The 19,498-nt window shown below is 29.8% G+C and carries 15 protein-coding genes; 7 read left to right on the top strand and 8 right to left on the bottom strand.

Features of this window, described 5'->3' with window-relative positions; genetic code table 11:
* Positions 1-191 precede the first annotated feature (191 nt).
* The gene (gene lon / locus L0U72_RS10375; protein ID WP_101918295.1) at positions 192-2,648 is read right to left on the bottom strand and encodes an endopeptidase La; all 2,457 of its coding nucleotides are present in this window, start codon (positions 2,646-2,648) and stop codon (positions 192-194) included.
* Between the two features lie 395 nt (positions 2,649-3,043).
* Between lon and L0U72_RS10370 the strand changes: the two genes are divergently transcribed.
* The gene (locus L0U72_RS10370) at positions 3,044-3,601 is read left to right on the top strand and encodes an HNH endonuclease (RefSeq protein WP_233898005.1); all 558 of its coding nucleotides are present in this window, start codon (positions 3,044-3,046) and stop codon (positions 3,599-3,601) included.
* A 3-nt stretch (positions 3,602-3,604) separates the two neighbouring features.
* Here L0U72_RS10370 and L0U72_RS10365 read toward each other — a convergent pair whose 3' ends face one another.
* From L0U72_RS10365 to L0U72_RS10350, 4 genes are all read right to left on the bottom strand, one after another.
* Complete coding sequence (locus L0U72_RS10365; RefSeq protein ID WP_233899090.1) at positions 3,605-4,231, bottom strand: LysE family translocator; 627 nt, start codon at positions 4,229-4,231, stop codon at positions 3,605-3,607.
* A gap of 640 nt (positions 4,232-4,871) precedes the next feature.
* Positions 4,872-5,903 carry a quinone-dependent dihydroorotate dehydrogenase gene (locus L0U72_RS10360; RefSeq protein WP_233899088.1) on the bottom strand — a complete coding sequence of 344 codons (1,032 nt, stop codon included), beginning with the start codon at positions 5,901-5,903 and terminating at the stop codon, positions 4,872-4,874.
* An 82-nt stretch (positions 5,904-5,985) separates the two neighbouring features.
* Positions 5,986-8,412, bottom strand: a complete 2,427-nt coding sequence (gene pheT / locus L0U72_RS10355; RefSeq protein WP_233899086.1) for a phenylalanine--tRNA ligase subunit beta — start codon at positions 8,410-8,412, stop codon at positions 5,986-5,988.
* 180 nt (positions 8,413-8,592) lie between these two features.
* On the bottom strand, positions 8,593-8,895 hold the full coding sequence (locus tag L0U72_RS10350) for a hypothetical protein (protein ID WP_101918300.1): 303 nt from the start codon (positions 8,893-8,895) through the stop codon (positions 8,593-8,595).
* A 140-nt stretch (positions 8,896-9,035) separates the two neighbouring features.
* Between L0U72_RS10350 and L0U72_RS10345 the strand changes: the two genes are divergently transcribed.
* From L0U72_RS10345 to L0U72_RS10335, 3 genes are read left to right on the top strand one after another with little or no spacing between them, the layout of a single operon-like run.
* The gene (locus tag L0U72_RS10345) at positions 9,036-9,665 is read left to right on the top strand and encodes an NUDIX hydrolase (protein WP_233899084.1); all 630 of its coding nucleotides are present in this window, start codon (positions 9,036-9,038) and stop codon (positions 9,663-9,665) included.
* Positions 9,666-9,725: 60 nt separating this feature from the next.
* A complete protein-coding gene (locus L0U72_RS10340; protein WP_233899082.1) occupies positions 9,726-10,583 on the top strand; it encodes a lysophospholipid acyltransferase family protein in 858 nt (285 codons plus the stop codon).
* A 46-nt stretch (positions 10,584-10,629) separates the two neighbouring features.
* The gene (locus L0U72_RS10335; RefSeq protein ID WP_101918303.1) at positions 10,630-11,721 is read left to right on the top strand and encodes a M42 family metallopeptidase; all 1,092 of its coding nucleotides are present in this window, start codon (positions 10,630-10,632) and stop codon (positions 11,719-11,721) included.
* A 102-nt stretch (positions 11,722-11,823) separates the two neighbouring features.
* Here the strand turns inward: L0U72_RS10335 and L0U72_RS10330 are convergent, their stop codons facing one another.
* Together L0U72_RS10330 and L0U72_RS10325 are read right to left on the bottom strand one after the other, a co-directional pair.
* A complete protein-coding gene (locus L0U72_RS10330) occupies positions 11,824-12,531 on the bottom strand; it encodes an energy transducer TonB (RefSeq protein WP_233899080.1) in 708 nt (235 codons plus the stop codon).
* 196 nt (positions 12,532-12,727) lie between these two features.
* The gene (locus tag L0U72_RS10325) at positions 12,728-14,152 is read right to left on the bottom strand and encodes an ATP-dependent DNA helicase (protein ID WP_233899078.1); all 1,425 of its coding nucleotides are present in this window, start codon (positions 14,150-14,152) and stop codon (positions 12,728-12,730) included.
* 114 nt (positions 14,153-14,266) lie between these two features.
* Between L0U72_RS10325 and L0U72_RS10320 the strand changes: the two genes are divergently transcribed.
* Positions 14,267-14,992, top strand: coding sequence for a hypothetical protein (locus L0U72_RS10320; protein ID WP_233899076.1), 726 nt, complete (start codon positions 14,267-14,269; stop codon positions 14,990-14,992).
* A 167-nt stretch (positions 14,993-15,159) separates the two neighbouring features.
* Positions 15,160-15,696 (top strand): RsmD family RNA methyltransferase, encoded by a 537-nt coding sequence (locus L0U72_RS10315; protein WP_101918308.1) that lies wholly within the window; start codon positions 15,160-15,162, stop codon positions 15,694-15,696.
* 504 nt (positions 15,697-16,200) lie between these two features.
* Here the strand turns inward: L0U72_RS10315 and L0U72_RS10310 are convergent.
* The gene (locus L0U72_RS10310) at positions 16,201-17,820 is read right to left on the bottom strand and encodes an ABC-F family ATP-binding cassette domain-containing protein (RefSeq protein ID WP_101918309.1); all 1,620 of its coding nucleotides are present in this window, start codon (positions 17,818-17,820) and stop codon (positions 16,201-16,203) included.
* 237 nt (positions 17,821-18,057) lie between these two features.
* On the opposite strand from L0U72_RS10310, the gene L0U72_RS10305 reads away from it, so the two are divergent.
* A complete protein-coding gene (locus tag L0U72_RS10305; RefSeq protein ID WP_233885794.1) occupies positions 18,058-19,416 on the top strand; it encodes a hypothetical protein in 1,359 nt (452 codons plus the stop codon).
* Positions 19,417-19,498: the final 82 nt, after the last annotated feature.

The raw sequence follows: 19,498 nt of genomic DNA, 5'->3' as shown, positions 1-19,498 counted from the left end.
ATATTACATTTAAAAAGTCTCTCCATTGATTTGGAGAGACTTTTTAATTATCCTAATTTTATAGAATAATTTTTTACTTTTTATTTTTCGATAATTTTATGTGATTTTTTAGCGATTCTTTAGTAATTATTATTGAATTATTAAAATAATTTTAACATCTCAAATAAATATCAATGAATAAAAATTAAAATTTAAGCTAGTTTTTTAGCTTTTTTAACTTTCTGTTTTGTTAAGGCTATATCGATTACTTCGTGCATTTCTGTTACATAATGAAATTTCATTCCTTTTAAATAACTTTCTTTTATTTCTAGAATATCTTTTTTATTATCAGCACATAAAATAATTTCGGTAATATTTGCGCGCTTTGCTGCTAATATTTTTTCCTTAATTCCTCCAACGGGTAATACTTTTCCTCGAAGTGTAATTTCACCAGTCATGGCTAATTTATCTTTAACTTTACGTTGTGTAAATACAGAAACTAATGACGTCAGCATGGTAATTCCTGCACTTGGTCCGTCTTTCGGGGTTGCCCCTTCTGGCACATGAATATGTACATCATTTTTTTCTAAAACTTCTGGATTAATTCCAAAATCTGCTGCATTTGCTTTGATATATTTCATCGCTATCGTAGCAGATTCTTTCATTACTTTTCCTAGATTTCCTGTAATAGAAAGTACTCCTTTTCCTTTTGAAATAATCGATTCAATAAATAAAATATCACCACCAACGCTTGTCCAGGCTAAACCTGTAACAACTCCAGCGACATTATTATTTTCATATTTATCACGTTCTAAACGAGGAGCTCCTAAAATATTTTCAATGTCTTCGCTTGTTAAATCAACATTATATTCCTGATCCATTGCTATTGATTTAGCAACAAATCGAACAACTTTTGCGACTTGTTTTTCCAAACCACGTACTCCTGATTCACGCGTATATCCTTCTACAATTTTTTCAATTAATTTTTTTCGAATTGATAAATGTTTTGGTAATAATCCGTGTTCTTTTAATTGTTTTGGAAATAAATATTTTTTAGCAATTTCTGTTTTTTCTTCAATCGTATATCCAGTAACGTTGATAAGTTCCATTCTATCACGCAATGCCCAAGGGATTTGCCCTAAATTATTGGCGGTAGCGATAAATAAAACTTTAGAAAGATCATAACCAACTTCTAAATAATTATCATAGAATTGAGTATTTTGTTCAGGATCTAAAACTTCTAACATTGCTGACGAAGGATCTCCTTGATTGCTTTGGCTTAATTTATCAATTTCATCTAAAACAAATACAGGGTTTGACGTTCCCGATTTTTTAAGATTTTGAATTATACGTCCTGGCATTGCACCGATATAGGTTTTACGATGTCCACGAATTTCTGCTTCATCACGCAAACCACCTAATGACATACGAACATATTTTCGTCCTAATGCTTCTGCCACTGATTTTCCTAACGAAGTTTTTCCAACTCCTGGAGGTCCGTACAAGCAAATAATTGGCGATTTCATATCGCCACGTAATTTTAAAACAGCTAAATGTTCAATAATACGTTCTTTAACTTTCTCTAAACCAAAGTGATCTCTATCTAATATTTTTTGAGCTCTTTTTAAATTAAATTTATCTTTAGAATAAATATTCCAAGGTAATTCTAACATTAACTCTAAATAATTTCGTTGCACACCATATTCTGCCATTTGTGGATTCATTCGTTTTAAACGATTTAATTCCTTTTCAAATGTTTTGGCAACTTCTTTATTCCATTTTTTTGTTTTAGATTTTGCTCTCATGTCTTCTAATTCTTGGTCATGAGAAACGCCTCCTAATTCATCTTGAATGGTTTTTAATTGTTGATGTAAATAATATTCACGTTGTTGTTTATCTAAATCCGAACGAGTTTTCGATTGAATATCGTTACGTAATTGTAATTTTTGAAGTTCTTTATCTAAGTTACTTAATGTTAAAAGTGCACGTTCTCTTAAATTATCTTCTTCAAGAATGACTTGTTTTTTGGCAACGCTTAATTCCATGTTTGATGAAATAAAGTTTACCAAAAATGAATTGGATTGAATATTTTTAATAGCGATAGAAGCTTCAGAAGGTAACATTGGATTTTCTTTAATAACCTCCAAGGCTAATTCTTTGATAGATTCTATAATTGCTTCAAATTCTTTTTCGTCTTCAACTTCTTTATCTTCGATAGCTTCATGAACGTTTGCTTTTAAGTACGGTTCTTCTTGTGTAATTTCATCAATTACGAATCGTTTTTTTCCTTGAATAATAACGGTTACATTTCCGTCAGGCATTTTCAGGACACGTAAAATTTTAGCAACGACACCAGTTTGATGAATATCAGCAAAACCAGGATTTTCAGTATCGATATCTTTTTGAGCGACGACTCCAATTGTTTTATCGCCTTTATTGGCATCTTTTATTAATTGGATTGATTTATCTCTACCAGCGGTAATCGGGATTACAACTCCAGGAAATAATACGGTATTTCTTAATGGTAAAATAGGTAATTCTGTTGGAATTTCTTCTTTGTTTATTAATTCTTCATCTTCAGGTGTTAGTAATGGGATTAATTCAGAATCTTCATTAAAAGCATCTTGAAGTGACAAATTGTCTAAATGTATTATTTTTGATTTGCTCATAGCTTATTTAGGTGTCATAGTGGCATTTTGATTTTTAAATATTTTAAAACAAAAATACAAAAAGCACTTTTAAACGTTTAATTATTTGAAAAACAGCATTTTAATTATTGATGTTTGAGTTTTTCTATTTATACTTACTATATAAAACAATTGTTGTGCCAAGTAGCGATGTGTAAAAAGCAATGGCTATTTTGACTATTTTACGTATTTTGAATATTTTAAATAGATTAATTTTTATATTGACTTTGTTAAATTACGTTAAAGTTAGTTAAAGTTAGTGGTTTATAAAACAACTTCGAATAGATTAGAAATAAGATTAGAATAAAATTTGTAATTTTGTTTTAAATAATAAAAAGCTATTTTATTATTTAAGTTCAGATAAATATTGAAAAATTATGATACGAAACTACCGAAATGAAAAGTGGAAAGAATTAGTATTTGACGATAAAATCTCTGAAAAAGAAAAATTTAAAATATCGAATTACGGAAGAATAATCAACTGTAAAAAGGAAGAGGAATTTTTAGTAAAGGAATATTTCATCAATGGATATCAAAATTTACCTTTAAAACAAAAAGAAAGCGGTAAACAAACGAGTCGATATGTTCATAAATTAGTTGCGGAAAGTTTTCTAGAGAAAAAAGAGGATGATTTATATGTGATTCATTTAAATTATGATAAGAAAGATAACCGTGTTGAAAATTTAAAATGGACTACCAGACGTGAAAAGGAGATACATCAATTTTCAAATCCTGAATATGTAAATAAGGTTCATAAACCGACGAATGTCAAACTTACAGAAACGAAGGTAAAATTGCTAAAGCGAAAATTAAACAATCCTAATAGAAGAACTCGTTTAAAGATTTTGGCAAAACAGTTTGGAGTTTCAGAAATGCAACTTCACCGCATAAAAACGGGAGAGAATTGGGCAAATATTTCTGCTGAAAATGTATAATGATTAGAATAAAATCAACATTGCGATTCCTAGAAAAACAATAATTTGCGCCCATTTTAGGTACACACCTATTTGGGCGTTTTTTTTGATACTTGCTGATATTTCTCCAGCTAAAATAGCGATTCCTGAAAACACTAATGTAGAGATTAGGATAAATAAACCGCCTAAAATATAAAATTGAATAATTGTTTCTATGGTTTTAGAGAACAGAAATTGCGGAAAAAAGGCTAAGAAAAAAATAGTAACTTTAGGATTTAAGACATTCATAAAAAATCCTTTTTTAAACAATTGCAGGGTTGATTTTTCAGGAATATTTTCTGTTGATTTTTCTGTTGAAAAAGCGATTTTCGCATCACTTTTATAAACTTGATAGGCTAAGTATAGCAGATAGCTTGCACCAAATAACTTGATTATAAAAAACAAGGTTGGTTCTTGTTGTATAATTTCAGACATTCCGAAGGCTACTAATGTTGTATGCACGACACATCCTGTCATCAATCCAAAAACGGTTGCTAGGCCATATTTTTTTCCGTGTACGATACTTTGTGAAAGCACAAAAATATTGTCAGGACCAGGAGAAATTGCTAAAGTTGCAGAAGCGATTATAAAAGAGCTTAGAGTTTCAAACATTTAATTTTGGATTTTTTTTTTGGGGAGCTATTTCCCGCTTTCCGCACTCGCTTTTTTTGAAGAAAAATCAAAAAAGAGCTCAAACAATTGCTTCAATCGGGGCTAAGTCTTTTTACTTGGTTTCGTTTTATGCCTTAAAGTTATATTTTTATTTATTTAATTTTGTAAGAACCTACTTGTCAGTTCGAGTGATTTTTTTCCTTCAAAAAAATGGTATCGAGAACTTATTTAATAGTAAAGTTAATTAAAATTCATCAATATAAGAGAATTCAAATTCTCGATACAATTTTAATTCCTTTTAGTCATTAAAATCACTCGAATTGACAAAACCAGAATTGATAAAATCATTGACAAAAAACACAAAGCTAAAAACTGTGTGAAAAATCAGGATGAGAAACTAGAATAAAATTCCTTTGACATATTTTTATTTGTTTTTTAACAAGGGGTTTCAACCCCTTGCTGTCCCTTGCTGTCATTTCGCTTATCGTCATTTTTTGCGACTATTTTTTTTACAAATTTAAACAGACTCATAAAACGATGCGTAAAAAAAGAAGTAACTTATAAAAATTACTTCTTTGATTTTATTTTTAAAGGTATGATTTTTTCTAATTATGAAAATTAAATAACTGTGATACTAATTTTATTTATTTAAAATTGCGTTATTAATTCTTTTAATTAATTTTGGTCCTTCATAAATAAATCCTGTATAAATTTGGATTAAATCTGCACCTGCTGCTATTTTTTCTAGTGCATCTTTTTCGCTGTGTATTCCTCCCACTCCGATAATTGGAAATGCTTTGTTCGATTTATCGGCTAAATATTTAATGACTTTGGTACTTTTTTCTTTTACTGGCTGACCACTTATACCACCATTTCCAATTTCTTTCAATTGATTTTCTGTAGCTTTCAAGTTTGTTCTATCAACGGAAGTATTGGAAGCAATAACGCCATCAATTTTTGTTTGTGCTACGAGTTCAATAATTTCATCTAATTGTTGATTATTTAAATCGGGAGCAATTTTCAATAAAATTGGTTTTTGTTTTTCCTGTTTGGTATTAATTTTTTGAACTTCGGTAATTAGTTCTTTTAAATATCCGACATCATCTAATTTTGCGTGACTTCCTACATTTGGACAACTTACATTTAACACAAAATAATCTACATACGGATGTAATCCTTTAAAACAGGTTATATAATCTTGGGTATAATTCTCTGGAGCGGTGTCGGTATTTTTCCCGATATTTCCTCCGATAATAATTTTACCTTTATTTTTTTTCAATTGTTCGATCGCAATTTCGAGTCCTTCATTATTAAATCCCATTCGATTAATAATTCCTTGGTCATCTTTTAGGCGAAATAATCTTTTCTTCGGATTTCCTGTTTGTCCTTTTGGTGTTACGGTTCCTATTTCCACAAAACCGAACCCAAAATTTGCCAACTCATTATATAGTACGGCATTTTTATCGAATCCAGCTGCTAAACCAACAGGATTTTTAAAGGTCAATCCGAATACATTTCGTTCTAATTTTTTATCATTTACTTGATATAAATTTCTAAAAATGGCTGGAACAAATGGAATTTTAGACATTGTTTTTACTAATGAAAAAGTAAAGTAATGAATTTTTTCAGGATCAAAAAGAAAGAAAATTGGGCGTATTATTGATTTGTACATATTATATATACGTTTTTTATTTTACTATTTTTATTAAAAATAAATACATAAAAAAGCTCCAATAAATATTGGAGCTTTAAAATTATCTTAAAACAGCATTTAAATTCTTTTCGAATGTTAGCTGTAATTTTTGCATTATTTTATCAATTTGTTTATCTGCTAGTGTTTTATTTTCGTCTTGTAAAACAAAACTTACAGCGTATGATTTTTTACCTTCGGGTAATTTATCACCTTGATATACATCAAATAAATCGACTTCTTTTAATAATTTCTTTTCTGATTGAAAAGAAAGATTATAAATTTCTTTAAATTCTACTGTATCATCTAACAATAACGCTAAATCTCTTTTTACTGATTGAAATTTTGGTAATTCAGTTACTTTAATTTTCTTATTTCCGACTAAAGTTAATATATTTTGCCAATTAAAATCAGCAAATAAAACTTCTTGTTTGATTGAAAATTCTTTTAAAATAGTTGGGTTAACGACTCCAAATTCTACTAATTTGGTTCTTCCTAAACTCAAGGTTAATCCTTCAGAAAACATGGCTGATTTTACAGGCGATGTTTTTAAGTTTTGAAGTCCTAATCGGCTACATAAACTCGCGATAATCCCTTTTAAATAAAAGAAATCTGATGTTTGATTTGCAACTTTCCAACTATCTTTTGTTCTATTTCCTGTAACGAATAATGTTAAATGTTTATCTTCCTGATAACCGCTTTCATATTTATGATATGTTTTACCAAATTCATAAAATTTCAGGGCATTATTTTTTCTATTGATATTATAAGATACTGATTCTAAACCACTAAATAACAATGATTGACGCATTACTTTCAAGTCATTGCTTAATGGATTTAGCATTTCTACATTGTGCGTTTCATTTAAATCTTCAGACAACGCAACATAATCGGCTTTTGTTAAAGAATTTGCCATCGTTTCGTTGAATCCTAAGGCTGTTAATTGATTGGCAACAATATTTTCAATTTTAACTTCTTTATCGCTATCAAAAGAAATGGACGTATTTAATTTATGAGAAAATTCAATATTATTATATCCGTAGACTCTTAAAATCTCTTCAATAATATCGGCTTCACGCTGCACATCAACTCTGTAAGAAGGAATAATTAGTCCTAAACCTCCTTCGGTTACGCTATTCATTTTAATTTCTAAAGAAGCTAAAATATTTTTAATCGTTTCTTTTGGAATTTCTTGTCCTATTAATTTATAGGTATTTTCAAAAGATAAGAATACTTCAAAATCTTTTATTTTCTTCGGATAAAAGTCTAAAACATCGGAAGACATTTTTCCGCCTGCATATTCTTCGATTAATAAAGCGGCACGTTTTAAGGCGTATTCTGTTAGGTTGATATCAATTCCTCTTTCAAAGCGGAAAGAAGCATCGGTATTTAGGGCGTGTCTTTTAGCTGTTTTACGAACTGAAATAGGATTAAAATAGGCACTTTCTAAGAAAATCGTGGTTGTATGTTCGGTAACTCCCGATTTTAAACCGCCAAAAACACCTGCAATACAAAGCGGATTATTATCGGCATCACAAATCATAATATCATCTGCGGCTAATTCTCTTTCTACCTCATCTAAGGTTGTAAATTTTGTTCCTGATTCTAAGGTTTTTACGACTACTTTATTTCCTCTTATTTTATTGGCATCAAAAGCGTGTAAAGGCTGTCCTAATTCGTGTAAAACATAATTTGTAATATCTACGATATTATTTTTAGGCGTAATACCGATAGCTTTTAATCTATTTTGAATCCACTCAGGTGAATCTTTTATTTCAATATCGGTGATAGTAATTCCGCAATAACGAGGCACTAAATTTTTATCTTCAACTTCGATATCAATTTTTTGTGTGCGTTCATCGACATGAAAATCAGAAACTGATGGTGAAATTAATTCTAAATTTGTTCCTTGTTGAATCAGTCCTGCACGCAAATCACGAGCGACACCAAAGTGACTCATAGCATCAGCACGATTTGGTGTTAAACCAATTTCAAAAACAGCATCTGTTTCAATCTTAAAAACCTCAGCACAAGGAGTTCCTGTAGGGATTTCAAAATCTAAGACCATTATTCCGTCATGTCCTTTTCCTAAACCAAGTTCATCTTCGGCACAAATCATTCCGAAACTTTCTTCGCCTCTAATTTTCCCTTTTTTAATTTTAAAAGGAGTTCCTTTATCATCATACAATGTTGTTCCGATAGTAGCTACAGGCACTTTTTGTCCTACGTCTACATTTGGAGCACCACATACTATTTGTACAGGTTGTCCGTCACCTAAATCGACAGTCGTTATTTTTAACGTATCTGCATTTGGGTGCTTTATACATGTTTTTACTTCACCAACTACGATGCCTTTTAAGCTTCCTTTGATGCTTTCTACTGTTTCAATTCCTTCTACTTCTAAACCTAAGTCTGTTAATAGTTCTCCTGTTTTTTCAGCTTCCCAGTCTGTCTGTAAAAATTGTTTTAACCAATTGTATGATATCTTCATAGTCACTCTAATTTGAGCTGACAAATTTAAGGAAAATAAAGTAAAAAACGATGTTCTTTTTAGATACTACTTCCCTTACTGCTTACTTACTGACTTTTAATTATTTGCTAATTTATATATATTGATAAAAAATAACTTTTTATAACAGGCGTTACTATTTATTCAGATTTTCATTTAGATTTATTGCGTTATTTTTGCTATTTTTTTGTTTGATGCTATTATGTAAGTATAGATCCATGTTAAGGTAAAGGTTGGAATAATATCTAATCCAGGCAGAGCTTCTTCTATAAAAGATAGTGTTGCGGCAACATTCCCTTTCGTTCCTTTGTACATTCTTTTGATTAAAAAAGCGGATAAAGGAGCCCAGATTACGTCAATAAATTCTCCGACACCAGGAATTACAAATGATAGTAAACCAATTCCATCAAACAAGATACTTAGCAATAATTTTATATATTTATTTTTTTCTTCTTTTTCTTCCATTTAAAATATTATTTTAATTTATTTTGATAAATCAAATTTTGAGCCATTTTATATCGTTACTTATTTTTTTATCTTTATTTTGATGTTCAGTTATAAGATATAAAACAAGTGCATCTCTTTTTTAAAACCCAACTATTTATATGAATTTTGATGATTTCAATACTGCAATAATTGCTTTAGAAGATACGATTTTAGGTGGTTTATCTTCTCAATTAAAGCTTGCTCCTAAAATAAGAACTCAATTTTCTGAAGAATTAATTGCTCTTAGGAATCCTAAAAAAGCGGCTGTTTTGGCATTGTTTTATCCTGATGAAAATAATCAAACTCATTTTGTATTAACTTTGAGAGCTACTTATAAAGGTGCACATTCAGCTCAAATAAGTTTTCCTGGAGGAAAAACAGCGAAAAAAGATTCGAATCTTGAAGAAACCGCTTTAAGGGAAACCTTTGAGGAAGTTGGTGTTTTTTCTGATGAAATTAGAATTATCCGTCCTATTTCTGATGCGTATATACCGCCTAGTAATTTTTTAGTAACACCATTTATAGGCGTTACAATGCAAAAACCTGTATTCAAAAAAAATTATGAAGTAGCACATATTCTTGAAATCTTAATCAGTGATTTATTAAATGATGCTAATATAACATCAAAAGAAATGGAAACTTCATATATGAAAAAAGAGGAAGTACCTTGCTTTAAATTAAACAATTACATTGTTTGGGGAGCAACGGCAATGATATTATCTGAAATTAAAGATTTATTAAAACAGTAATATTTTCTATATCTTCTATTTCTTTTGTAATTTAGCTATTATTTTAAAAAACAACTACAAATGCCTTTATTCAAAAGGAATCCTTTCGGACATCTCTTATTTTTAAAAAGATTACTTATTCAACTTCTTGGTATTGTTTCCCACGGTCGCTATCGGAAATTTAATGAACTACAAATTGAAGGTTCGGATATTTTAAGAAATCTTCCTGATAAAAATGTATTATTTATCTCGAATCATCAAACGTATTTTGCTGATGTTGCGGCAATGTTTCACGTTTTTAACGCGGCTTTAAAAGGACGTGATGATACGCTTAAAAATATCGGATATTTATGGAATCCAAAATTGAACATCTATTATATTGCCGCTGGAGAAACGATGCGTGCAGGATTATTGCCTAAAATATTTGCCTATGCAGGTTCTATATCCGTAGAAAGAACGTGGAGAAGCAAAGGAAAAGATGTAAAAAGGCAAGTAAAAATGTCGGATATTTCGAACATTCACAAAGCCTTAGACGATGGTTGGGTAATTACTTTTCCACAAGGAACAACTACGCCTTTTAAACCTGTCCGTCGTGGAACAGCTCATATTATCAAAACTTATAAACCCGTTGTAGTACCTATTGTTATTGATGGTTTTAGACGTTCTTTTGATAAAAAAGGACTGGTTATCAAAAAGCGAAATGTTTTACAATCAATGGTTATTAAAGAACCGTTAGAAATTGATTATGAAAATGAAGAAGTTGCAAGTATTATCGAAAAAATTGAATATGCCATTGAACAACATCCTTCATTTTTAAAAGTATTGACACCAAAACAACTCAAAGAACAAGAAGAGTTTATTGAAAAACGTAGCTTTTGGGGAGTTGATGATCATAAAAAAGAAAATCAAAAAAAGAATAAAAACGTAGAAAAAGAATAAAAAATTAAATAACAACTATAAAAATAAATCAGAAAATTCAGAAATTATGGCTAAAAACAAATCAATTTTAAACGAGAAGTCAATAGATTTCTTAGCAAAATATTTAAATAACGCTGCTCCTACAGGATATGAATGGGAAGGTCAAAAAATCTGGATGGATTACCTAACGCCTTATGTTGATGAATTTATTACAGATACCTATGGTTCTGCCGTTGGAGTTATTAATCCTGATGCAAAATACAAAGTAGTTATTGAAGGACATGCCGATGAAATTTCATGGTATGTAAATTATATTTCTGATGAGGGATTGATTTATGTAATTCGCAACGGAGGTTCTGATCACCAAATCGCTCCAAGTAAAATTGTAAATATTCATACCGATAATGGCATTGTAAAAGGTGTTTTCGGTTGGCCAGCAATTCACACAAGAGATAAAGCGAATGAAGAAGCTCCAAAACCCGATAATATTTTTATTGATACAGGATGTGCTACTAAAGCCGAAGTTGAAGGATTAGGAATTTATGTTGGTTGCGTAATTACGTATCCTGATGAGTTTCATATTTTAAATGGCGATAAATTTGTATGTCGTGCTTTGGATAATAGAATGGGTGGTTTTATGATTGCAGAAGTTGCTCGTTTATTAAAAGAGAACAAGAAAGAATTGCCTTTCGGATTATATATAACTAATTCTGTACAAGAGGAAATCGGTTTGCGTGGTGCTGAAATGATTACACAAACAATAAAACCAAACGTAGCGATTGTAACTGATGTAACTCATGATACAACTACGCCAATGATTGACCAAAAGAAAGCTGGACATTTAGAAATTGGAAAAGGTCCTGTAATTGCCTACGCTCCTGCTGTACAGCAAAAATTACGTGATTTAATTATCGAAACGGCTCAAGAAAATAATATTCCTTTTCAACGTTCAGCATTATCAAGAGCTACAGGAACCGATACCGATGCTTTTGCTTATAGTAATGGTGGCGTTGCCTCTGCATTAATTTCATTACCATTGCGTTACATGCATACAACGGTTGAAATGGTACATCGTGATGATGTTGAAAATGTCATTAAAATGATTTATGAAAGTTTGTTAAAAATAGAAGACGGAGAAGATTTCTCTTATTTTAAATAAGTTATTTTTAAATATTAATTCAAGATTAATTCAAACAAGAGGTTTTTAAACCTCTTGTTTTTTTGTTTAAAAAAGAGGTTTTATTTTGTATCAAAAAATTGATTAGTGAAAATCCATTTGAAAACTATAAAAAACATTCACCTTATTTCCGTTATGTTTTCCTGGGATAAATTTAGGAAGTAACGTTATTATTCGAATTGATTCTTCTTCTAAAAGCGCACTATTTTCACAACTTGCTTTTATCGATTTAATATCACCATTGATATCAATAATAAAATTTACAGCTACGATTCCTTTTAATTTATGAATTGTTGCATCTGATGGATATATTAAATTCGCATCAATATGATCTGTCATTTTTTCGTTAAAATCATCAAAAGCATCGGCATTTTCTTGTTTTAAAGGAAATGAAGGAACTTCATCTACTTGGGCAAAAGAAACTATTATTTTATTATTTTCAATCGTTTTTAACGATAAAGCAATATCTGTTATGTTACTTTTAACACTCGTTACTTTATTTTTTACATCGCTTAAATGTATCGATTTCGAGAAAGAATTAATTTCAATAAAATTATTTTTTCGAGTTCTTCTTTTCTGATAATGTTTATTATGTGTTGCTTTTATTGCTTTAAAAGGTGCTTTTTGAGATACTTTTTTACTTGATTTAGCTTCTTCAATTTCGCATTTTTTCACTGAAATTTCATTTAAATCTTCATATAAAGATTCTTCATCAGAAATACAAACAGCAGTTGTTTGTGCAAAATTCAATTGGAAAGTAAGAAGTAAAATAAATAATATAAAATTTTTCATAACAATAGTTTTCATAGTGAAGACTTTTTAATAAAGACCTCTACTATTATGACACTACTTTTTCATAAAAGTCACATAAACAGCTATTAAAACAGTTTCAAAATTATCAAATTATTATTAAATGATTATTAAATGATTATTAAATGATTATTATAAAGATATTCAGAAGAAAAAAATCATCAAATTAATGACTAGATTAATCTAGAAAACAATCATCTTTGAATCCTATTAAATATAATTTATTTTGCGCTCTAGTGATTGCGGTATATAACCAACGTAAATAAGCAACACTTGAACCCTCTGGTAAATAAGGTTGCTCTATAAAAACAGTATTCCACTGCCCTCCTTGCGATTTATGACAAGTCATTGCATAAGAAAACTTTACTTGAAGTGCATTAAAAAATTTACTTTTCTTAATGTTCATAAATTGCTTATATTTAGATTCATGTGCAAAATCTTCTTTAATTGCTTCGTATAATTTATTAGATTCTTCATACGTTAATGAAGGACTTTCACTTGAAAGTGTGTCTAATAATAAAACAGTTTCAAAAGCGGGAATATCAGGATAATCAATCATACGAACTTCCACTTCGGCAAATTTAAAACCATATAATTCTTTTATCGAATTGATACGCATTACCTCGCAAATATCGCCATTGGCGATAAAACCTGCTGATGAATTTTCTTTAAGCCAGAAGTAATTATTTTTAACAACCATTACGTAATCGCCTGTAGAAATTTCATTTTCTTGTCCACGAATTTTGTTTCGGATTTGTTCATTATATTGATTTGCTCTTTTATTAGAACGCACAATAAAAGCGGTTTCTTCTACACCAATATCGCCATCATACGCCATGGTTATCGCATCTTGAATATCGTAACTATCTTCCAAACGGATAATATCAGGATACTCAATATCAAACTTAAAATCAATAGCTTCGTGTTGTACCAACATGCGCAAAGTGGTCGCATTGGCTAAAATTCCAGAATTTTGTTGCTGACGTACAACCTCATCTAATTCAATTTCAATAACCTCTTTATTAAATTCATACGAAAGTTTATCGGCATCCAAAGCAGGACTTATCGTTAATTTTACGGGCGGTAATTGTGCAGTATCTCCAATAAAAACAATTTTACAGTTTTTTCCTGAGTAGACATATGAAATTAAATCATCTAATAAAGAACCGTTTTCAAAGAGTTTCGAATTTTGTTGCGCATCAGAAATCATAGAAGCTTCATCAACAATAAATGTTGTATTTACGTGCTTATTCGGTTGCATTACGAAACTCATACCGCCATTTCCTTGCTTTTTAGGGAAGTAAATTTTTTTATGAATAGTAAACGCTTGTTTTTTAGAATATCCAGCGATAACCTTAGCAGCACGTCCTGTAGGCGCTAGTAAAACAGCTTTTTTACCCGCTTTCCATAAATTATGAACCACCGAGCTAATAATCGTTGTTTTTCCTGTACCTGCGTATCCTTTTAATAAAAATAAAGAATTATCATTGGTATCAAAAATAAAATGTATTAATTTATCTAATAGTAAATCTTGCTTTAAAGTGGGTTGATATGGAAAGTCTTTTATAACTTCTTCGTAAAATTTAGACGCTAATGTTATCATATCTTAAATAATCGCAAAGATAAATCTATTTAATCGATAAATATTTTCATGATTCAAAAAAAAATGTAAATTTGCCTATATCATATATTTGAAACTATATTTAAAACAAAAAAAATGAATTTATTATTAATGATTTTAGCAGCTACTATAGTTGCAATTCTTTTAGCGTTGCTTATCGTTAAGTTCGTGCCATTGAAAATCAGATGGTTAGTGTCTATATTATTGTTAGGAGCTACTGTATTTTTAACGTATAAAATTTATTCAGGGATTATGGAGCCTATCCATTTCGCTAAAGAAAAAGAAGTTCGATACGCCAAAGTTATTACCAATTTAAAGTTAATTCGTGATGCTGAAGTAAAATATAAAGAAGTTAAGAGAACTTACACTAATAATAAAGATTCTTTAATCAACTTTATTGAAAATGGGAAGTTGGTATTAACTCAAACGACAAACGTTGAAGAAAAAGTAGATAGAGGTGGTGGAATTTTCGTTACGGTATCTAAAAAGCAAATTGATACGATTGGTACAGAACCAGTATCAAAATATTTTACTGGAAAAGATTACAAAACAATGTTTAAAGTTCCTGGAACTGACAAAGAATTTGAATTAGCAACAGGAAAAGTTGAAAAAGTTGCAGGATTATTTGTTCCTGTTTTTGAAGCGAAAGTAGAAAAATCAGCTATTTTAAAAGGAATGCTTACTTCTTTAGTAAAACAAGAATTAGAAGCTGTAGAAACAGACCAAATTAAAGGTAAATTTGTTTCTGTTGGTTCTTTAGAAGATGTTACAACTGGTGGTAACTGGCCTCCGTCTTATGACAAAGGACAAGTTTCTGAATAAATATTTAGTTCTTAACTATTTAAAAAATACATAATTTATACAAAATCCATCTATTTATTTAGATGGATTTTTTTATGGTTTATTTTATTTATAACTTATTTCTGCTTAAAATACCGTAATCTTGTAAATTATTCTAAATTTATCTTTAATTTTATCCTAGTACGCTAATGAGAATTATTTCAGGAAAATATAAAAGCAGACGCCTTTCTGCACCTAAAAAACTACCCGTACGTCCAACAACTGACATGGCAAAAGAATCATTATTTAACATTTTAAATAATGATTATTATTTTGATAGCATTGCTGTATTAGATTTATTTGCAGGAACAGGAAACATCAGTTATGAGTTTGCTTCACGAGGAACAACAACTATTCATTCGGTTGATGCACATTTTGGTTGTATCAAATATATTAATGAAACAGCAAAAGAGTTAGATTTTGACATCAATACTTACAAGAGTGATGTGTATAAATTTTTAGAAAAAACAGGCTTAAAATCAGATGTTATTTTTGCTGATCCTCCGTATGATTTCGACCAAGAAAAGTTTTTAAAAATTGCTGATTTAGTTTTTGAACGCCAGCTTTTAAATGAAGATGGTACGTTAATTATTGAACATGATAAACATACTGATTTAACTCAGCATCCAAACCATCGTTACGATAAGCGTTATGGCGGAAATGTTTTTAGTTTTTTTAGTCTTTAATTTTTTTGATGATTTTTAAATATTTGTCATGCCAAAATTTGCTAATGCGAGCGTCACGCTCGTACCGTATCTAAAATATTTTGAGAATGATATGTTTTGATTTAACGGCACAAGCAAGATGCTTGCGCTAGCCTGATTTGTAGAATTTGCCAAAATTTGCTAATGCGAACGTCACGCTCGTACCGTATCTAAAATATTTTGAGAATGATATGTTTTGATTTAACGACACAAGCAAGATGCTTGCGCTAGCCTGATTTGTAGAATTTGCTAAAATTTGCTAGTGCGAGCGTCACGCTCGTACCGTATCTAAAATATTTTGAGAATGATATGTTTTGATTTAACGACACAAGCAAGATGCTTGCGCTAGCCTGATTTGTAGAATTTGCTAAAATTTGCTAGTGCGAGCGTCACGCTCGTACCGTATCTGAAATATTTTAAGATTGATAAACAAAAAAGAAGCCCTAATATGGAGCTTCTTTTTTGTTTATCAATATAATTCAAATATTATGAATACATCTTTTTTCTTAATTCTTTAACCTTAGGATCAGCAAGATAATCATCAAACGTTGAATACTTATCAATGACTCCTTTTGGCGTAATTTCGATAACTCTATTAGCTACGGTTTGTGCAAACTCGTGGTCATGTGTAGAAAACAAAATTGTTCCTTTAAAGTTAATTAACGAGTTGTTTAATGCCTGAATAGATTCTAAATCTAAGTGATTTGTAGGTTCATCTAACATTAAAATATTGGCTCTTGTCATCATCATTCGAGATAGCATACAACGTACTTTTTCCCCTCCTGATAATACATTACTTTTCTTTAAAGCTTCTTCTCCAGAGAAAATCATTTTCCCTAAAAACCCTCTTAAAAACACCTCTTCTCTTTCTTCTTCGGTTTGTGCATATTGACGTAACCAATCAACTAAATCTAATTCTCCGTTTTGAAAAAATGAAGAATTATCCGATGGTAAATACGATTGAGTCGTTGTTACTCCCCAATTATATTCTCCTGCATCTGCTTGTTCATTTCCTGATATAATTTGATAAAAAGTAGAAACTGCTTTCGAGCTTTTTGAAATAATCGCTACTTTATCGCCTTTATTTAAGTTGATATCAACATTGGCGAATAATGGTTTCCCTTCAAAACTTTTTGATAATCCTTCGATATTTAAAATCTGATCTCCTGCTTCTCTATCTCTATCAAAAATAATAGCTGGATAACGACGACTAGAAGGTTTAATTTCATCAACATTTAACTTCTCTATCATTTTCTTACGAGAAGTTGCTTGTTTTGATTTTGCCATGTTGGCAGAAAAACGACGAATAAATTCTTCTAATTCTTTCTTTTTATCTTCGGCTTTTTTATTCTGTTGCGCTCTTTGTTTTGCTGCTAATTGACTTGATTCATACCAAAAAGTATAATTTCCTGAGAAATGATTAATTTTAGCAAAATCGATATCAGAAATATGTGTACAAACGGCATCTAAAAAGTGACGGTCATGCGATACAACGATTACTGTATTATCAAAATTAGCCAAGAAATTCTCTAACCAAGCGATAGTTTCAAAATCTAAATCGTTGGTAGGCTCATCCATAATTAACACATCAGGATTTCCAAATAAGGCTTGTGCTAATAAAATACGTACTTTTTTCTTAGAATCTAAATCTGCTAATAACGTATAATGGTCTTCTTCTTTAATTCCTAAGTTTGATAATAATGTTGCTGCAGCAGCATCGGCATTCCAACCGTCCATTTCTTCAAAACGAACTTGTAATTCCCCTATTTTTTCTGCATTTTCATCGGTATAATCGGCATATAATGCGTCGATTTCCGTTTTAATTTTATGCAATTCTTTATTCCCCATTAAAACAGCTTCTAACGTGGTATACTCATCAAAAGCATAATGATCCTGCGTTAAAACTGACATTCTTTTTCCAGATTCTAAATGAACCTGACCAGAAGTTGGCTCTTGTACTCCTGATATAATCTTTAAAAAAGTAGATTTTCCCGCTCCATTTGCTCCGATAATACCGTAGCAATTTCCTTGCGTAAACTTCGTGTTTACTTCGTCAAACAAAACACGCTTACCAAACTGAACTGATAAATTAGAAACTGATAACATTTATTGCTTTTTAAATTCGGCTACAAAAGTATAAAATATCCTTGCTTAAAAAGAATTTGTAAGGAACTATTTATCCGCTTATATTTGCCTGTTTTTGAAGCTTTTTTTAATGTTTTAGGCTATTTATAGCCTATTTTGATTCTTTTAATCAATTCTTTTAACAACGAATTAACAACTATATTATATAGAGATGTTTATTTTTGTACTTTATATCTTTATAAAGATAATCATAAAAATATGACCAAATATTTAGCCTCCCTTTTATTGATTTTATTCATCGGTTGTAATGAATCAGAAACAATAAAGCGTACTTATTTTGGCGGTAAAATTATCAATCCAAAAGTTAGTTATATTATCTTGTCAGACAATTATAACTTTAAGGATACCATCTATTTAAAAAAAGATAATAGCTTTTTAGCAAGTTATAAATCCTTTAAAAAAGGATTGTATAAATTTCAACACGGACCAGAATATCAAGATGTATATCTAGAGCCAAAAGATAGTTTACTCCTGCGTTTAAATACGTGGGATTTCGATGAATCTTTAGTTTTTAGCGGTATTGATGCTGAACGAAATAATTTATTAATTGAAGCTTTTCTGCAAACCGAACAAGATAATAAAGATTTTTTATCGCTTTATAACTTGAATCAACAGGAATTTTTATCAGAAATAAAAACGGTTATCAAAAAGAAAGAACAACGCATTGAAGACTATAAAAAGAATTCAAAAACGTTTTCTAATGATTTTTCAGAGATTTTAAAAATTGCGTTACTCTACCCTATTTACACGAATTTAGAGGAATATGCGATTCGTAATTTCAATAAAAAAAACCCGCAAAAATTAGTCGATTCTTATTTTGAATATCGCAAAAATACCAACACTAAAAAGGATTCGTTAATTTTTTTCAGTCCTTATTACGGTTTTGTAGTCGATAAATTTTATAATGATGTCTATCTTGAAAAAGGAAAAACAGCCAATTTTATTGTTGATTTATTAAATAATATTGATGCCAATGTTGGTTCTGAAGAGATAAAAAACAAATTATTATATCATACAGTAATTCGTCATTTTTTTAACGAACCAAATCAGCAAAATAAAGAACAAGTATTTTTTACGTTCTTTAAATTGAATTCAAATATTGAACACAAAAAAAATATACAACGTTTAATTAATGATCTTAAATTGTTAAAAACAGGCGATAAATTACCTGATTTTACGGTAATAAATGCCTCTGAAGAACAGCAATCTATTTTGAAAATTATAAAAGATAAAAATGCGGTTATTCTATTTAAAGATTACAAATATGAATCGAATGATGCTGGTTGGCTTTCTTCTCGAACGAATTATCTTATCAAAAATAATCCGAAAGCCACATTTATTATAATTAATTTATGTGATAAAAAAAATAATTATACCAAAGATATTGATGTTAAACATCAATATACTTTACCTAAAAAAAGCCCTGTTTATAATTTTTCATCGAGTAACTTTCCAAGGATCGTACTGGTTGATAAAAAGGGAGTTATAAAAAATGGATACACTAGTTTATCGTCAAACAAGGTGAATAATCAGATAAGCAATTTACAGAAAAAGTAAATAAAGCTTTTTAATGTAGTTAATTTAATGTAAATTTGCAGGATTTTATTTTTCAATCAAAATAAAGTTTAGATTATTAACT

Origin of the sequence: Tenacibaculum piscium (assembly GCF_021390755.1) — a bacterium.
Taxonomy (GTDB): domain Bacteria; phylum Bacteroidota; class Bacteroidia; order Flavobacteriales; family Flavobacteriaceae; genus Polaribacter; species Polaribacter piscius.
Note: the sequence above shows the minus strand (reverse complement) of the source record. Positions and strands in the feature narration are given on the sequence as shown.

Coding starts and splice junctions, on each gene's coding strand:
- lon (WP_101918295.1), bottom strand. CDS start 2,648: ATGAGCAAATCAAAAATAATACATTTAGACAATTTGTCACTTCAAGAT.
- L0U72_RS10370 (WP_233898005.1), top strand. CDS start 3,044: ATGATACGAAACTACCGAAATGAAAAGTGGAAAGAATTAGTATTTGAC.
- L0U72_RS10365 (WP_233899090.1), bottom strand. CDS start 4,231: ATGTTTGAAACTCTAAGCTCTTTTATAATCGCTTCTGCAACTTTAGCA.
- L0U72_RS10360 (WP_233899088.1), bottom strand. CDS start 5,903: ATGTACAAATCAATAATACGCCCAATTTTCTTTCTTTTTGATCCTGAA.
- pheT (WP_233899086.1), bottom strand. CDS start 8,412: ATGAAGATATCATACAATTGGTTAAAACAATTTTTACAGACAGACTGG.
- L0U72_RS10350 (WP_101918300.1), bottom strand. CDS start 8,895: ATGGAAGAAAAAGAAGAAAAAAATAAATATATAAAATTATTGCTAAGT.
- L0U72_RS10345 (WP_233899084.1), top strand. CDS start 9,036: ATGAATTTTGATGATTTCAATACTGCAATAATTGCTTTAGAAGATACG.
- L0U72_RS10340 (WP_233899082.1), top strand. CDS start 9,726: ATGCCTTTATTCAAAAGGAATCCTTTCGGACATCTCTTATTTTTAAAA.
- L0U72_RS10335 (WP_101918303.1), top strand. CDS start 10,630: ATGGCTAAAAACAAATCAATTTTAAACGAGAAGTCAATAGATTTCTTA.
- L0U72_RS10330 (WP_233899080.1), bottom strand. CDS start 12,531: ATGAAAAATTTTATATTATTTATTTTACTTCTTACTTTCCAATTGAAT.
- L0U72_RS10325 (WP_233899078.1), bottom strand. CDS start 14,152: ATGATAACATTAGCGTCTAAATTTTACGAAGAAGTTATAAAAGACTTT.
- L0U72_RS10320 (WP_233899076.1), top strand. CDS start 14,267: ATGAATTTATTATTAATGATTTTAGCAGCTACTATAGTTGCAATTCTT.
- L0U72_RS10315 (WP_101918308.1), top strand. CDS start 15,160: ATGAGAATTATTTCAGGAAAATATAAAAGCAGACGCCTTTCTGCACCT.
- L0U72_RS10310 (WP_101918309.1), bottom strand. CDS start 17,820: ATGTTATCAGTTTCTAATTTATCAGTTCAGTTTGGTAAGCGTGTTTTG.
- L0U72_RS10305 (WP_233885794.1), top strand. CDS start 18,058: ATGACCAAATATTTAGCCTCCCTTTTATTGATTTTATTCATCGGTTGT.